General features: G+C 43.6%; 13 protein-coding genes and 1 tRNA gene. 6 read left to right on the top strand and 8 right to left on the bottom strand.

Annotated features, from left to right (window positions below; translation table 11 throughout):
- Positions 1 to 16 precede the first annotated feature (16 nt).
- Together aroC and DQN70_RS06835 are read right to left on the bottom strand one after the other, a co-directional pair.
- Positions 17 to 1,126 (bottom strand): chorismate synthase, encoded by a 1,110-nt coding sequence (gene aroC / locus DQN70_RS06840; RefSeq protein ID WP_023939483.1) that lies wholly within the window; start codon positions 1,124 to 1,126, stop codon positions 17 to 19.
- A gap of 122 nt (positions 1,127 to 1,248) precedes the next feature.
- Positions 1,249 to 1,323: transfer RNA gene (locus DQN70_RS06835), tRNA-Pro, on the bottom strand.
- Positions 1,324 to 1,625: 302 nt separating this feature from the next.
- On the opposite strand from DQN70_RS06835, the gene DQN70_RS09640 reads away from it, so the two are divergent.
- From DQN70_RS09640 to DQN70_RS06805, 6 genes are all read left to right on the top strand, one after another.
- The gene (locus DQN70_RS09640; protein WP_317047085.1) at positions 1,626 to 1,745 is read left to right on the top strand and encodes a DUF4372 domain-containing protein; all 120 of its coding nucleotides are present in this window, start codon (positions 1,626 to 1,628) and stop codon (positions 1,743 to 1,745) included.
- Between the two features lie 332 nt (positions 1,746 to 2,077).
- On the top strand, positions 2,078 to 2,293 hold the full coding sequence (locus tag DQN70_RS06825) for a hypothetical protein (RefSeq protein ID WP_023938703.1): 216 nt from the start codon (positions 2,078 to 2,080) through the stop codon (positions 2,291 to 2,293).
- Positions 2,294 to 3,046: 753 nt separating this feature from the next.
- Positions 3,047 to 3,346 (top strand): integrase core domain-containing protein, encoded by a 300-nt coding sequence (locus DQN70_RS06820; protein ID WP_023938428.1) that lies wholly within the window; start codon positions 3,047 to 3,049, stop codon positions 3,344 to 3,346.
- A 290-nt stretch (positions 3,347 to 3,636) separates the two neighbouring features.
- Complete coding sequence (locus tag DQN70_RS06815; RefSeq protein ID WP_036888784.1) at positions 3,637 to 4,824, top strand: ATP-binding protein; 1,188 nt, start codon at positions 3,637 to 3,639, stop codon at positions 4,822 to 4,824.
- Between the two features lie 76 nt (positions 4,825 to 4,900).
- The gene (nifJ, locus tag DQN70_RS06810) at positions 4,901 to 8,446 is read left to right on the top strand and encodes a pyruvate:ferredoxin (flavodoxin) oxidoreductase (RefSeq protein WP_111759383.1); all 3,546 of its coding nucleotides are present in this window, start codon (positions 4,901 to 4,903) and stop codon (positions 8,444 to 8,446) included.
- A 344-nt stretch (positions 8,447 to 8,790) separates the two neighbouring features.
- Positions 8,791 to 9,498: a phosphatase PAP2 family protein gene (locus DQN70_RS06805; protein WP_023936709.1), complete on the top strand. Its 708-nt coding sequence runs from the start codon at positions 8,791 to 8,793 to the stop codon at positions 9,496 to 9,498.
- Between the two features lie 35 nt (positions 9,499 to 9,533).
- Here DQN70_RS06805 and DQN70_RS06800 read toward each other — a convergent pair whose 3' ends face one another.
- From DQN70_RS06800 to truB, 6 genes are all read right to left on the bottom strand, one after another.
- Positions 9,534 to 10,661, bottom strand: a complete 1,128-nt coding sequence (locus DQN70_RS06800) for a glycosyltransferase family 4 protein (protein WP_042225639.1) — start codon at positions 10,659 to 10,661, stop codon at positions 9,534 to 9,536.
- Between the two features lie 4 nt (positions 10,662 to 10,665).
- On the bottom strand, positions 10,666 to 11,979 hold the full coding sequence (locus DQN70_RS06795) for a hypothetical protein (protein ID WP_023936713.1): 1,314 nt from the start codon (positions 11,977 to 11,979) through the stop codon (positions 10,666 to 10,668).
- Positions 11,966 to 13,318 (bottom strand): lipopolysaccharide biosynthesis protein, encoded by a 1,353-nt coding sequence (locus DQN70_RS06790; RefSeq protein WP_231968803.1) that lies wholly within the window; start codon positions 13,316 to 13,318, stop codon positions 11,966 to 11,968. The genes DQN70_RS06795 and DQN70_RS06790 overlap by 14 nt, the downstream gene beginning before the upstream one ends.
- A 177-nt stretch (positions 13,319 to 13,495) precedes the next feature.
- Positions 13,496 to 14,014, bottom strand: a complete 519-nt coding sequence (gene folK / locus DQN70_RS06785; RefSeq protein WP_023939439.1) for a 2-amino-4-hydroxy-6-hydroxymethyldihydropteridine diphosphokinase — start codon at positions 14,012 to 14,014, stop codon at positions 13,496 to 13,498.
- A 69-nt stretch (positions 14,015 to 14,083) separates the two neighbouring features.
- Positions 14,084 to 15,133 carry a tRNA preQ1(34) S-adenosylmethionine ribosyltransferase-isomerase QueA gene (queA, locus tag DQN70_RS06780; RefSeq protein WP_036889546.1) on the bottom strand — a complete coding sequence of 350 codons (1,050 nt, stop codon included), beginning with the start codon at positions 15,131 to 15,133 and terminating at the stop codon, positions 14,084 to 14,086.
- Between the two features lie 42 nt (positions 15,134 to 15,175).
- Complete coding sequence (gene truB / locus DQN70_RS06775; RefSeq protein WP_023936720.1) at positions 15,176 to 15,922, bottom strand: tRNA pseudouridine(55) synthase TruB; 747 nt, start codon at positions 15,920 to 15,922, stop codon at positions 15,176 to 15,178.
- Positions 15,923 to 15,941 lie beyond the last annotated feature (19 nt).

The raw sequence follows: 15,941 nt of genomic DNA, 5'->3' as shown, positions 1-15,941 counted from the left end.
TTCCTACTTTATTCTTTCAGCCCAACAGAGCCGAAGCCCTACTCATGAGATAAGCATCAGCCAAAACCAAAGCAGCCATAGCCTCCACCACAGCTACTGCTCGTATGGCAACACAGGGATCATGTCGACCTTTTGCCTGTAAAACACGTACCTGACCGTTGCGGCTTACGGTAGACTGTCGTAGAGCAATCGTGGGAGTTGGTTTGAAAGCCACACGACAAAAAATAGGGCTACCACTGCTGATCCCTCCCAGTACTCCTCCACAATGGTTACTCAGAAAAGAAACCCGACCATGACTACCTATGCCATAAACATCATTTGCTTGAGAGCCTCTCATAGAAGCAAGCGAAAAGCCATCTCCAATCTCAAAACCTCGTGCAGCGTTGATACTCATCATTCCTGCTGCCAACATAGATTCCAATTTGGAGTATATGGGTTCTCCCCAACCGACCGGGACTCCTTTTGCAATACATTCTACGACCCCACCTAGACTATCTCCATCTGCTTTAGCAGAAAGCAACACCTTTCCCATGGCCAAGTCCAATTCAGGAAGTGGACAGTATGTGGCTGAAGCTGTAGTAAGGATCTTTAGTTGTGCAATATCCATACACAATAACTTTTCTCGATCCTGATTGGAAATGCTTATGCTTCCTATTCGGGATATAAAGGCTGCGAGGTCTACCCCTATTTCATGCAATAGAATAGATGCAACTGCCCCTCCCACACAGCGCACAGCAGTCTCTCTTGCCGAAGCTCGTCCTCCTCCTAGAATCTCCTGATATCCACCATATTTGCTGTGATATGTGTAATCGGCATGTCCCGGACGGAATACCTCTGCTATATCTTCATAATCCCCACTCCTAACATCAATATTGGGTATTAAGAAGGCCAAAGGGGCTCCGGTTGTATACCCTCTCTTCAAACCAGACACAAACTCAACGCTGTCAGGCTCCTTCCGAGGTGTGGTCAGATTGGATTGCCCAGGACTACGTCTACTCATTAGTTCGGAGACAAAGTCTCCATCTATACGTAAACCGGCCGGACAACCATCTATTGCCCCTCCAATTATCTTACCATGACTTTCCCCAAAACTGGTCAAACGAAAGATATTACCGAAAGTGTTCATCAGAGATATATCTCTATAGTTTGCACAAAAGTAGCCAAATCCAGACACTCCATATCGGGAAATTCATAGATGCAAAAAAGCACCGAAGCAGGGCAAAACCGTACACTCGGTGCTTGTATTCGTCGGGGTGAAAGGATTCGAACCTTCGACCACACGCCCCCCAGACGTGTACTCTAACCGGGCTGAGCTACACCCCGAATACGGATGCAAAGGTAGACATATTTCTCATACATCCAAATACGGTACGTTATGTTTTTCCATTTGCAGTTCCCTACCAATGTTGTCCTAAACGTTTTGATACCCCCATCAAAAAAAAGGAAGTAGAGCTAAGGAACAAAATGGCACCTCCGTAAAGAGAGTCCAACTCCCCTCACTCTTATGACGAATGTAATACTCTTCGCGCAAGCCATCAGTAAACTGCCAAGAGAAAAGGATTATTCGAGAGTCTAGCACAGATAAACATTGCAAAGGCTACAATGCTTGAAATCAGTTTATTAGTATGATGTTCAGCCAATTCTCAAGCTGCGACTCTGTAAGAGATATTTCCAATGGTCTCAATTCTGCCAACGGCAATCTCAACCACTCAGGAATATTGCATGACTCAAGTTTTCTCGCTTAAATTGGGCTTTAGGACTACGATCCTCTTTTCGAAGTCGTTGAAGTTCTTCTTTTTTCTTTTCTCTTCTTGAATGACCCGTGCAGGAATCTTTTTTTCTTTTATTGTCTCTTGATGTTTACATCAAAGGGTAAATTTATGTAGCTGTTGATTAACATTACCATGCGAGAGACCTTATTTCTTGTTTATCGCATACTTGCTTTGATCACACCACTGAAGTATTCTTCCTGGATCTCGAGTCGATCAGAATCTGTCGAATGTTTTTCATCATCTTCCTGCCCCTGCCGTGTACTGAAAAAAGTTGACAGTTTGGCGTGCTATCAATCAAAAACATTATGTCCAAACATCTCAGCAATTCCGAACGTCTTCGGATCTTGGAAGGGTACCTCAGTACCTCCTTCAGTAAGTATGCCATACAGAACAGATATGGCTTGTCCAGAGGGCCTATTCCCTCTTGGCTTCGTAAATTTAGTTTATCGGACAAACCTCAAGCCCAAGATTGTATGAAACCGAAACGTAAAGAAGAGAGCAGGCTCAGCATGAGCGAATAGGAAGAGTTAGCGCAACTCCGTCAAGAGAATCGCTCCCTCAAGGTGAAACTCAAAAGAGAAGAACTGGGGCATAAGGCCTATAAGATACTATTGGTGTCCGATAAAAGTTTTTCGAGACTTATCATTCTCTTTTTACCGGTTGCTATTCTTAAGAAATAACCAACTATTCTCTTTCTAAGAGAATTTCTCCTTTTCATCAAAGTATATTGTCGTTCTATTTAATCGGACAGCCGAATAGTCAATCTCTTAGGAGAGCTTTTTGGAAACAATCTCATGCTCTTGCCACCACAAGAGGTAAGAGAATACCAAAACAGGTTCTCGTTCTGAAGTGCAAGAAAAAAGGGGCTTACAGAAACAAAAAAGACTCCAAAGGAGCTGATTTATGGGCTTAACTATACCTTTTTATGCTTTCGAAAAGTTTTATCGGATACCAATAATAAGATACTTGTCGACCTGGCAGAAGAGACCTACAGTATTGAGATAAGAAAAAACTCCGCAGACAAGTAGTTCAGCGTTTCTCAGAGTCGGAGCAACCTCAGCCGGTGGCTCCCCTCTGCGGACTGCTTAGCTTCAGCCGTCAGGCTTACTATAAATGCAAGCTCAGAACTCTTAATACTTCTAAAACAGGTGTTTAGTTTTTATCGAGAACAGAATGTAAACCCGAGGGGTATGATTCATCACAGCGACCGAGGAGTGCAATATGCTTCTTGGGAGTACACAAATCTTCTTAAGGCGCAATAGTACCGTGTCAGTATGACTCAGACTGGTGATCCACTGCATAATGCTTTAGCCGAGCGGATGAACAATACGCTCAAGAACTCGTGGTTCATTTCCGAGGAAATGCAAACACTGGAGCAGGCCATGGCACGGGTGGTGCTGATGTATAATGAGGCGCATCGACACCAAGCCCATGGAGGCTTGACACCGATGCAGATTCATCAAAACAGAGCACACAACCTGCTCGTCCCGAGTGTGGAAGAGAAATTGGAAATCGCTCCTAAATTGTACGCTAAGATGAGAATCCCAGGCAAAGGGCTAAATTTGCCAGTGTAAACCATTTGAGGAGTCTGAGTCGGCAGGTGTAAACCCAAAACAGAAGTAAGAAAGGTGTGTGTAAACAGCTAATAAAAAACAAGCACGCCAACTGTCAACTTTTTTCAGTACACGTCATACAATTATTCCTATACTCCTATCTATTTGTTACAAAGACAGCACAACTTTTTTGGAGAGGGGGAGAAAAAATCACCAGAGATTATCTTTTTTTATTACTGATTTTGCAAACAGCAGTTTGCATTTCGATAAAATTTAGTTCTACCTTTGTAGCAACAATTAGGTAGTCGGCAATGGACCACATGCATAGAACACACCGTTACTTGCTTAGTAACAGTCACTCCTCTCTTCGCCGGGGACTGATGGATGAAATAGACTGGAGCAAGCGTCTTATCGGCATCAAAGGAGCCAGAGGTGTTGGTAAGACGACCTTCTTGCTGGATTATGCAGCCGAACATTATCAAATAGATGACAGACGTTGCCTGTATGCTAACCTCAATCAGTTTTGTTTCTCCGAAATGAGTATCATAGGCTTCGCTGAGCAGTTTGTAAAGGACGGAGGCGAGGTTTTACTCTTGGATCAAGTATTCAAATACCCCAATTGGTCGGAAGAACTTCGTTATTGCTATGAGCATTTCCCCTCTCTTAAGATTGTTTTTACAGGTTCAACTGTAATGCGCCTGAAAGAAGAAAATGAACAACTTAGGGGTATCTGTCAACCTTATACCTTAAATGGTTTTTCTTTCCGCGAATTTCTATATCAAATGACAGGACATAAATTTCCTGTACTGAAACTTTCGGAAATTCAACAGCAACACGAGGAAATTGCTAGAGAAATAGTGAGCAAAGCTCACCCAGCCCTATGGCTCAATGATTTCATCCATCATGGCCACTATCCTTTCTTTTTGGAGAAACACAACTACTCAGAAAATTTGCTCAAAGCAATCAATATGATGCTGGAGGTCGATGTCCTACTTATTCGTCAGATAGATCAGCGTTTTTTGCATAAACTGCGCCGAATGCTCTACCTGATGTCAATGGAAGCCCCTGCTTGGCCAAATGTTTCAAAACTTTCCCAAACTCTTGAGTTGTCTCGTGCTACGGTCGGCAATTACATGCAGTATCTGGCGGACGCTCGTCTGGTAAACTTACTCTACAAATCAGGAGACAACTCTCAAAAAAAACCATCGAAATACTATCTCCATAACCCTAATCTTTGTTTTGTATTGAATCCGCAAACAGCTTTCGATGCCCAAACTTATGCCACATTTTTCCTCAATCAAGTTAAGGTGCGACACGATGTGTCTGTTCCCAAACAAAACGGAATAGACTTTTTGCTCGACAATGAATACTCCTACTCTGTCCAGACAGATCAGGAGGGTATTCGCAAATCTAAACCTCGTCAATATACAGCTGTGGCAAACATCGAAGTGGGGAAAGAAAAAGTAATCCCATTATGGCTCTTTGGCTTCCTCTATTAAGAGATCCTGTGGAGATTTTACGCACAATAAAAAAGAAAAGATCAAGAATTTAATAATCCAAATTAATCACTATCAAATGGCACGCGAAAAGAAATATCTAACCTGTGACGGCAACCAAGCTGCTGCTCACGTGGCTTATATGTTTAGTGAAGTAGCCGCTATCTACCCCATTACGCCATCTTCTACCATGGCTGAATATGTAGATGAGTGGTCTGCACAGGGCAGGAAAAATATCTTCGGAGAAAGAGTAGTAGTTGAAGAGATGCAGAGTGAAGCCGGAGCGGCCGGAGCTGTGCATGGATCTCTCCAGGCTGGAGCCCTTACCACTACTTTCACCGCATCTCAAGGGTTGCTATTGATGCTCCCCAATATGTATAAGATAGCCGGGGAGTTATTGCCTTGTGTATTCCACGTATCTGCACGTGCATTGGCAGCACAAGCTCTATCTATTTTCGGAGACCACCAAGACGTGATGTCTGCCAGATCTACAGGTTTTGCTCAATTGTGTACAGGGTCCGTGCAGGAAGTTATGGACTTGGCTGGAGTAGCTCACCTGTCTACGATTCGTTCAAGAATTCCTTTCATCCATTTCTTCGATGGCTTCCGCACCTCGCATGAGATACAGAAAATTGAAGCCCTCGACAATGAGGATTTAGCTCAATTCATAGACTGGGATGCTTTAAACGAGTTCCGTAATCGTGGCCTCTCTCCTTTGCATCCAGTAGTTCGAGGTACAGCCCAAAATCCTGATATTTATTTCCAGTCACGCGAAGCTTCCAATCGTTTCTACGATGCTGTTCCAGAGATTGTACAGCATTATATGGATGAGGTAGCTAAAGTAACGGGGCGTAAGTACCACCTCTTTGACTACTATGGAGATAAAGATGCCGAACACGTGATCATCGCCATGGGATCTGTAACCGAGGCTATCCGTGAAGTGGTAGACTTGAGAATGTCTCAGGGGGAGAAAGTGGGGCTGCTGTCTGTACATCTCTATCGTCCTTTCAGTGCTAAGCACTTCCTTGCTGCTATGCCCGAGACCGTGAAGCGCATTGCTGTACTTGATCGTACGAAAGAGCCGGGAGCCAATGGAGAGCCCCTCTACCTTGATGTTAAAGACTGCTACTACAACCAACCAAATGCTCCTCTGATCGTAGGTGGACGCTATGGTTTGTCATCCAAAGACACGACTCCGGTTCAGATTATGTCCGTATTTGACAACCTGAAACTTAACGAACCAAAAAATCGCTTCACCATAGGGATTGTAGATGATGTGACTTTCACCTCTCTACCAATGGGAGAAGATATTCAATTAGGGAGTGACTATTTCGAAGCTAAATTCTTTGGTCTTGGAGCGGATGGTACAGTAGGAGCCAACAAGAACTCTGTAAAGATTATTGGGGACAATACGGATAAGTATTGCCAAGCATACTTCGCTTACGACTCCAAAAAATCCGGAGGATTCACCTGCTCTCACCTGCGCTTTGGAGATAAACCAATCCGGTCGACCTACCTTGTGGTGACCCCTAACTTCGTAGCTTGCCATGTACCGGCTTATTTGAGAATGTATAAAGTACTCAAAGGCTTAAGAGACAATGGTACGTTCTTGCTAAACTCACCTTGGGATGCAGAACATGTGGCTGACAACATTCCAGTGAAAGTGAAGAAATACATGGCTAAGCATAAGATACGCTTCTTCATCATTGATGCAACAAAAATCGCCATGGAAATCGGTTTGGGCAATCGTACCAACACTATTCTGCAATCTGCCTTCTTTAAAATCTCCGGAGTAATCCCATATGACTTGGCTGTAGAACAAATGAAGAAATTCATCGTCAAGAGTTATGGACGTAAGGGAGAAGAAGTGGTCAATAAAAACTATGCAGCTATAGATCGCGGTGCAGAAGTGGTGGAGGTCAAAGTTGATCCCGAATGGATCAACCTTCCGGATGAACTCGAAATACGTCACGAGCATGACACTGACTTTGTGCACAATGTAGTACGTGTAGTCAATGCTCAAGCAGGAGATGAGCTCCCCGTATCGGCTTTCTGTGGTCGTGAAGACGGTACTTGGGACAGCGGTACGGCAGCCTCTGAAAAACGAGGAGTAGCTCCTTTCGTTCCAGTGTGGAACAGTGACAACTGTATCCAATGTAACCAGTGTGCTTACGTTTGCCCTCACGCTACGATTCGTCCATTCTTGCTCAATGACGAAGAGCGACAGAAGACCGGCATACCTACAATCAAAGCTATCGGTAAGCAATTTGATGGCTTGGACTTCCGCATTCAGGTCAATGTACTTGACTGTATGGGCTGTGGCAACTGTGTAGACGTTTGTCCGGGCCGTAAGGGAGAAAAGGCATTAGAGATGGTGCCTATCCAGACCCAACTTGAGGAACAAAAGAATTGGGATAAGGCTTTCCTTCAGGTAAGTAGCAAAGCTCATTTGGTAGATATCGCTGCCAATGTCAAAAACTCTCAGTTCTCACAACCTCTTTTCGAATATAGTGGAGCCTGCGCCGGCTGTGGCGAAACTCCTTATGTTAAGTTGCTCTCTCAGCTCTTCGGAAGTCGCCAGATGATTGCCAATGCAACCGGTTGTTCTTCTATATACTCTGCTAGTGCTCCTTCTACTCCATACACCACAAATGAGAAAGGGGAAGGACCGGCTTGGGCTAACTCTCTGTTTGAAGACAATGCTGAGTTTGGTCTCGGTATGCATATGGCAAAAGAAACCCTCCGTAGCCGTCTGCTAAACGTAGCCAATGAGGCTTTGCAAGATGAGATGATAGGACAAAACATCAAATGTTTGCTCTCCGAGTGGATTGAAAACATCTCCGATGCATCTCGCTGCAAAGCTTTGTACGATGCTATCGTACCCGAATTGGAAGCAGCCAAGGATAATGATCTTGTGGAGAAATTATTGTCTCTCAAAGACCACTTCATCAAGCATTCTCAATGGATTATTGGTGGTGATGGTTGGGCTTACGACATCGGTTTCGGCGGTCTGGATCATGTATTGGCTTCGGGTAAGAATGTCAATGTATTAGTACTCGATACTGAAGTGTATTCTAATACTGGAGGACAAAGCTCAAAGAGTACTCCTATCGGAGCCATTGCCAAGTTTGCCTCCGGTGGTAAACGTGTGAGAAAGAAAGACCTTGGTATGATTGCTGCTACCTATGGTTATGTCTATGTAGCTCAGATTGCAATTGGGGCGAATCAGGCTCAGACTCTCAAAGCAATCAGAGAAGCAGAGGCTTATGATGGACCGTCACTCGTTATCGCCTATTCGCCTTGTATATCACATGGTATAAAAGCCGGCATGGGTAAGACTCAGGCAGAAGGAAAGAATGCCGTCGAATGTGGCTACTGGCATCTGTGGAGATACAATCCTCAACTGGAATCCGAAGGTAAGAACCCCTTCCAGCTGGATAGTGCAGAACCTAAGTGGGAACTGTTTAAGGATTATCTCAAAGGAGAGGTTCGCTACGCTTCTGTTGCCAAGGTGTATCCACAAGAGGCCGATGAGCTATTCCAAGCAGCACTTGAGAATGCACAATGGAGATATCGTAACTACAAACGCTTGGAAGCCTCCAATTGGCAGAAGGAAGAAAACTGATCTATGTAAATACCTCCAGAGAGAAGGAGGCTCTCCCCTCTTTCTCTTCAAAAAAGCAGAAGGCTACTCCGAAAAGGAGTAGCCTTCTGCTTTTTTTATCTACCTAAGAGAAGATCCCTTCTCTCTCCACAGTTATCAGTTTTTTTATGGTAGTCAGATTCTGGAGTGTTTGGTAGCAGAATTTAGTATTTCAAAATATAACTCTTACAATCGGAAGATTCAGGAGGCTTTTTTACCTTTGTCTTGTCATTGCAGACCACCGTACAGAGGGAAAATCCCCACCCTCTTTCACCGGGTAGCTATGATGGGGACTTTTTTCAATAACTACTCTACTCTGAAATAAAATGTCTGTACTGAATCAGCTTGTAGAAATGGAGCGAGAGGTTTTTCTTTGGCTAAATAGTATGCATACTCCCTACACCGATGCATTCTTCTATCTATTTACTTCGACACATACATGGATAGGGGTTTGGGTATTGTTGGTGATGCTTTTGTTCTACAAGCAACCGGCAAAAGAGGCTGTGTTAGTACTTATTGCCTTGCTTTTTTCTCTCCTTGTTTGCGATCAACTTACCTCTCATATCATCAAGCCATACTTTATGCGTCCGAGGCCGACGCATTTTCCGGAAATCAAAGAATTGGTCAAGATCGTTTATGAATATCGTGGTGCTTTATATGGCTTTGTTTCGGGACATTCAGCGAATTATTTTTCTCTAGCCATGTTCACGTCTCTACTCTTCAGAGACAAAAGGTATAGTGTACTTATTTTCTTCTTGGCTACTCTCATAGCTTACAGTCGCATATACATAGGAGTTCACTTTATCACAGATGTACTACCCGGTGCTGCCATTGGACTTCTAATCGGTTGGTTTACCTATTGGCTTTATTCCAAACTACGATTTAGGTGGATCCCAGGAGCACGAACAACCCCTCCGAGCCGGGTCTTTGCTCCAATCCTTCGTTCATGGGTTTTTGTGCTGCTTTTTTTTCTACTCTTTACAGCATCTGCATCGTATGCAGTAATGAAGATGGCTATGCGTATTGCTTCATAAAATCTCGAGATCAACTAACTTTGTTCCTCTTGTATCTACCCTTCTTCCTTCTGTAAGAAGCTCAACAGATATTCCTCCAGCTCTTCCATATAACGAGAGAATGTTTTGGGCATAAGCGATGGTTTTATTTCAGCCTGCCAGAGAGAAGTGGCCTCTATCCAACTCAACATCCGGCTCAAGGATCGGGTGAGATCATTTGTCTCAAATGGAGAAAAAACTTCTCCATTATTCTGATTGATTAGCCCCACGCTTCCTGCAACAGTAGACACCAACGAAGGGAGACCAGACATGAGAGCCTCACAGGTGACTGCTCCGAATAGCTCTCTACTGCTTGGCAATACAAAGCAGTCTGCCGCTGCATAATGAGCATATAGGTCTGTGCCTTCTTTCTTCCCAACGATATGTATCCTTTTCGATAATTTCTCTTTTTCTACCAAAGTCGACAAATCCTTGACTTGTGGCCCATCCCCGACCAAAAGCAAATGCCAACGAGGATAGCTTTGTGCTAATTGAGAAAACGCAGAGATCAATGCCGGTAAGTTTTTTTCTTCAGCCAGGCGACCTACAAAGAGCAGTATTCGATCTTTCTCGGACAAGGTGTACTGTGCTCGTATTTGCTTGGCTTGAGGCAATGCTTGGAGCAATTGGGTATGAATAAATTGTTCATCCTGAACAATAGGCAGATAGTGACAAGGTAACCGATACTGCTGAGTATAGACATTCGTTACACGTGGGTCACAACAGATCAAACCGTCAGCGAGGTGGATAGAAAAATTCTTGAGAATATTTTGCTTTCGTTTATCGGATAGAGTCAGATTGTCATCCACCAAACTAATCAGCGGTGCTTTGGTATATAAACTCTTACAGACAAACAGAATAGCTGTGATCAGGTTGATCTCGCTACACAAGATCAATTGTGGACGAAGGTCTTTTATTAAAGAAAAAAGTTGAGATCTGAAATTTGCCGGAGCATGGCGTGGACAAGAGAGAATTCTGTAAGAGAAATGTATTCGTTTTTGCAGCTCAGCATCATTAAATTGCTGTTCAAAAGGAGATGGATATTCAAAATAAATATGTGCATCAAAGCGGTTGTATAGTTCGTTGAAAAGCTCTATTCGGTAGGGAGCCAAGGCTCGATGTATGATCAATAGTCGTGGTTTCATGGATTTACGAAGCCGGATTTAATAGCTCATTTAGACGAGACATAATTGATTGAGCTATGGATATTTCTGTATGAGGCAATACTAAGTGACGAAACGAGTCCCATAATTCGGAGCTTTCTACTTCTCTCTTTTCGGCCACGGATTCCAAAAAGCGATCGATCTGTTCTTCTGAATCTGCCAATTGGTGTAGTTGGTATGCGAGCTTACCTATCTCATTGAGCTTTGGAGGAAGGCGATGGTTACGACGAATGAACAGCACGGGATGTTGGGTTAGGAGGTATTCCACAGAAAAGGCTGCGCAATCGTGCACCATAGCAGCCGAATGAGCAAACAAATCGGCATAGGGTCCTAATTCCAGATAGCATCCTTCAGATTCATCCCAAAATTTGTAGTATTCATCCGTGCGTTCTCTACCCCATTGAGAATGGCGATACAACTTTGCTTTCAGGTGAGGATGTGGCTTAAATGCAAATCGCAAACGGCCAGCAAAGCGATGCGGTAGCGATAAGTAGTAATCAGACAGACGTAAGAAGTTTGACAAGGCAAAGCCCCATGATTCAATAGAATGGTGAGGAGCTAGAATTACCAGAGGTAAATCTTCGTGGTTTTCTTTTTTAGGGAGAGCTTCTCTTATTTCGTCATAAATCAGAGGACCGGAAGCATATCCATTTTCCACTCCGAAAAGAGAGTGCCTTTGATAGAGATCGGAGTCTATCTTGGAGCTGAGAAATAATTGCCAGCAGTAACCAAAATTGCGAATTTTGTGCCACTCTGCCCTTGTATCAAGCACATAGCCATAACGGGAATAACAAATCAAGCTGTGCTTATAGGTGGATGACATGCGGTACTGCTTGGGCAGTAACACATCGTAGGGAGTGATGTAGTAGATCAAATCAGGCGGACATTGCTTGGCTATATTGAGTAACTGCCCATCAGGAGATAGAGCTTCGATAGGAGTATAGCCCTTCTCTTTTAGCTTGGCCAAAGAGGTTTGATAGTTGTCTATTACTGCCGGGGTTAGCTCTTCAGAATATGGAGTGAGCAAAATAGCAGGTTCAAAATGAGCATTTTGCTCTAACAAGCGAAACAATATCCCTTGCTTCCACTGAGCTGCTACGGAAACAATAAATAGGACCCGGTAGTGGCTCTTTCCTTTTAATTGTCTGTATAAAAGATCAACATCCCGCCGAACTTGTCTAAAATGTCTGGGATCGACTAATCGCTCCCTAAGCCAGGCTTTCGTCTGAGTTATCACATACTGTACCCTTGGAGGGGAGATCTTATAGAGGAAAGAGGTAAAATGGCTAAGTCCTGCCATGATTTTTACATTTAAGGAGACGATCTACTACAGACTTAGCTTCCGGACTAATCCCACTAAAATAGATCGCACACAAACCGAAAAATCCTATTGGCAAAGAGCGTACCAGTATGTCAATCCAAGGATTAGACATGCAGGGAACAACATAGTTGATTGCACACATTGCCGTAAAGATGCAAAGAGAAACAAATAAGTCCTTAGAAAAAGGACTGCATTTCATCTTCAGAGAAATCATCAATTGTTGTACAAAGTAGCTCAGGGCCGTGGTGATAAGAGTGGCAATTGCGGCACCTGATATCCCCAATATTGGGATTAGTAACACTTGCCAGAGGACACCCAGAAGGGTAACCCCGAGTGTATAGTATAGGTTCCAGTGGTAATATTTCGAACAACTCAATAACGAATTGCCATAGTTAAATGTAATCTCCAGCATTTTGGCCAGACCCAAAAACAGAAAGACCGATTTACCAGAAATATATTTTGCTCCATTGGGCAGAATCGCGTAGATACTATCAATATTGAATAGGACTAAGAGAAAAATAAAACCACCGGCTAGTACCTGATGCAAAGCTACCCTTTTGAACAAGTGATTGGCTTGAGACAAATCCTCCCTTTTCATGGAATCAGCCATGATTGGAGATGCAATATTGAGCATCGACCTGGATGGTATTTCTACGACTGCTACCATAAAAAAGGCAATCGAATAGATGCCGGCACTATCCATTCCTCCGGCGTCCAAAGCTCCGACCATAAATAATCCGAGTTGGCTACCTAGCTTTGTCCCAATCGAAGCTGATACATAGATAAGAGTGTAGCGTAGGAAATTGCATCTTAATTCAGGGGTAATGTAGCTCCAATCGTGTTTTAGAGACAGACTGCCAAGACGGCCGATATAAGCAATAGAAAGGAGCATACAAAAGCCATAGCAGGATATGTATATACCTACCATGATCGGAAAGCTGACCCAACCAAGTGCGTAAACCAAATAGGTCCCGACAAGCAAGACTCGGAGTATGATCTCTCGGATCAATTTCGGGACAGCTATGCGCATCAGCTGTACGGCATATAATTCAAAAACCAGCCAAAACAGGAGGAAAACCACCAATGGTACGACCCAATGAAAGTATTGGACAAATTCCGGGCTATTGTCCATGTACATATCACAAATAGGTCCTCTCAGTAGATAATACAAAGGAATGATAACTACTAAGCCCACCAAAGAAATGAGCAAAGCATAGAAAAGGAAGCCATTATTTCTTTCGGAGGAAGCTCTTGTCTGTTCTCCTGAATTTCGAAAGTAAGGATAGAAACGATAAATTGAAGAGTTGAGTCCCATCATCGCAAAGCTTGAAACTAGAGTGGCAGCTTGTAAGAGGACTTGTAACAAACCAATTTCTCCTGGCAATAAATAACGTGTCTGTATAAAAAAAGTCGAAAAGAAGCCGATGAGTGCTCCCAAATAAGTCACCGCTGTCCCTTTGATACTTTGACGAATTACAATCCCCATGGTAGGTTACTACAAAGAGAAGTCTTTTATCAATACCGGTCTTTCATCAGACAGACGGTCGAGCGTATCTCGCAACTCAACAACTCGATACCCCAACGACGGATGAACCCAATCAGGAAAGAGTTCTGCCAATGGGTAAAGGACGAATGCTCTTTTGTGCATCTCAGGATGAGGTATAAATAACGCTTGAGGCGAACATACGTGCCATTCTTGCCTATCATACAAAAGTAGATCTATGTCTATTATTCTGTCCGAATACTTTTTGTTTACACTCTTGGCTGTTCGCCCCATCTCTCGCTCCACCTTTTGCGTAAAGTAGAGCCAATCGATCAGGCTACGCTCTGTGTATACGAGTACGACGGCATTGAGAAAATAATTGGGAGTGTCAAAATCCAACGGCTGCGTGCGATATACCGAAGAAACCTCAATGAGGCCATCTGCGTATTCACGAACATAGCCTACAGCCTGGGACAAAAAATTCAGTCTATCCCCTATATTGCTCCCCAACCCTAAACAAAGTGTACTCATATAGCTTAGAAAACATACACCTCCCTCGCAGAGACGAAAGAGGTGTAAGTGTACATCCTTTTTCTGTATTTAGATGATCAATAGCGCATCCCCATATACACCAAAGCGATATTTCTCTTTGATGGCAACATCATAGGCATTCATCACATGTTCGTACCCACCAAAGGCCGCTGTCATCATCAATAAGATAGAGTATGGCATATTGAAGTTACTAATCATGGCGTTGGGCAAAGAGAAGTTGTAGGGAGGGAATATGAAAAGGTTTGTCCAGCCTTCAAATTCCTTGATGTGCCCATCTGTACTCACAGCCGTCTCCATGGCTCGCAAAATCGAGGTCCCAACAGCGCAAACCTTATGCCCACCATCTTTGGCCTTGTTTATCACTTGGCAAGCTTCTGCTCCAACAAACATTTGCTCACTTTCCATCTTGTGTTTGGAGAGGTCTTCCACATCTATCTCTCGATAGTTGCCCAAGCTATTGTGCACTGTGAGGTATGCAAAGCGACAATCTTTGATCTCCAAACGCTTTAGGAGCTGTCTACTAAAATGTAGGCTTGCTGCCGGAGCAATTACAGCTCCTTCTTCTTGGGCAAAAACACTCTGGAAACGCTCCTCATCTTCTGGCTCTGCCTCTCGATCCAAATACTTGGGGATCGGAGTTTCTCCAAAATCGAAAAGGACTTTTTTGAACTCATCATGAGGTCCATCATAGAGAAAACGAAGTGTGCGGCCACGTGAGGTCGTGTTATCAATTACCTCAGCAATTAGGCTGTCATCCTCACCGAAATAAAGCTTATTTCCGATCCTTATCTTGCGAGCCGGATCTACCACGACGTCCCACAGTTTTTGTTGCTCATTGAGCTCTCGCAGCAAGAAGACTTCTATCTTAGCTCCTGTCTTTTCCTTATTGCCATAGATGCGAGCAGGAAAAACTTTCGTATTGTTGAATACAAAAGCATCATCCTTGTCGAAATAATCTATGATATCGGAAAACTGCTTGTGTTCGATCTCCCCCGTAGCCCGATGCAACACCATCATTCGAGACTCATCTCTAAAACGTGCAGGATACTTGGCAATCAGCTCTTCTGGGAGCTTAAACTTAAACATCGATAGTTTCATATGCTTTATTCTGTATTTTGGTCTGCGATATTTTTCTTTGTCTTATTTGCCATCTTTCTCTTCTTTTGGGAGAGGTTCTACGTACCGTTTAAGCAGCTCATCCAACAGTTCTATCGGGTATGCATCTTCTATACGGTATTCACCAATACGAGTGCGCCTCAAAGCAGTTAGATGAGCACCGCTGCCTAATGCTACGCCTATATCTCGAGCTAAAGCCCGTATATAAGTTCCCTTGGAACAAACCACCCGGATTATTATTTCGGGCAAATCAGTCGATAGGAGCTCTATTTCTTCGACAACCAACAAACGAGGCTTAAGGTTCACTTCTCGACCTTTTCTGGCCAGAGCATAAGCTCTTTTCCCATCTACTCTGATAGCGGAATAAGCCGGAGGAGTCTGCTCTATGATCCCCACAAACTTTGGCAATACTTCAGAGATTAACTGCTCGGTAATGTGCTCTGTAGGATATTCTGCATCTGGCTCTGTCTCCAGATCAAAGCTTGGAGTTGTCTGCCCAAGCTTAAGTGTAGCTATATATTCTTTTTTCCCTTGTTGCAGAGTATCAAGTTGTTTGGTACAACGCCCGGTACAAATGATCATCAATCCGGTAGCCAATGGGTCCAAAGTACCGGCATGACCTACTTTGAGTTTCTTGACCCCAAGTCTCCGGCAAGCCCAATATCTGAACTTATTGACAAGATCGAATGAAGTCCATCGATAGGGTTTATCGAAAAGTAAAACCTCACCATCTTCCGTCAGATGCCACTTGCGATCTTTTATATTATCCATCGAAAAAGTCCTGTAAACA

It is taken from the genome of Porphyromonas crevioricanis, assembly GCF_900476255.1.
GTDB lineage: Bacteria > Bacteroidota > Bacteroidia > Bacteroidales > Porphyromonadaceae > Porphyromonas > Porphyromonas crevioricanis.
The sequence above is the reverse complement of the archived record's forward strand: the minus strand, read 5'-3'. Positions and strand labels throughout refer to the sequence as shown.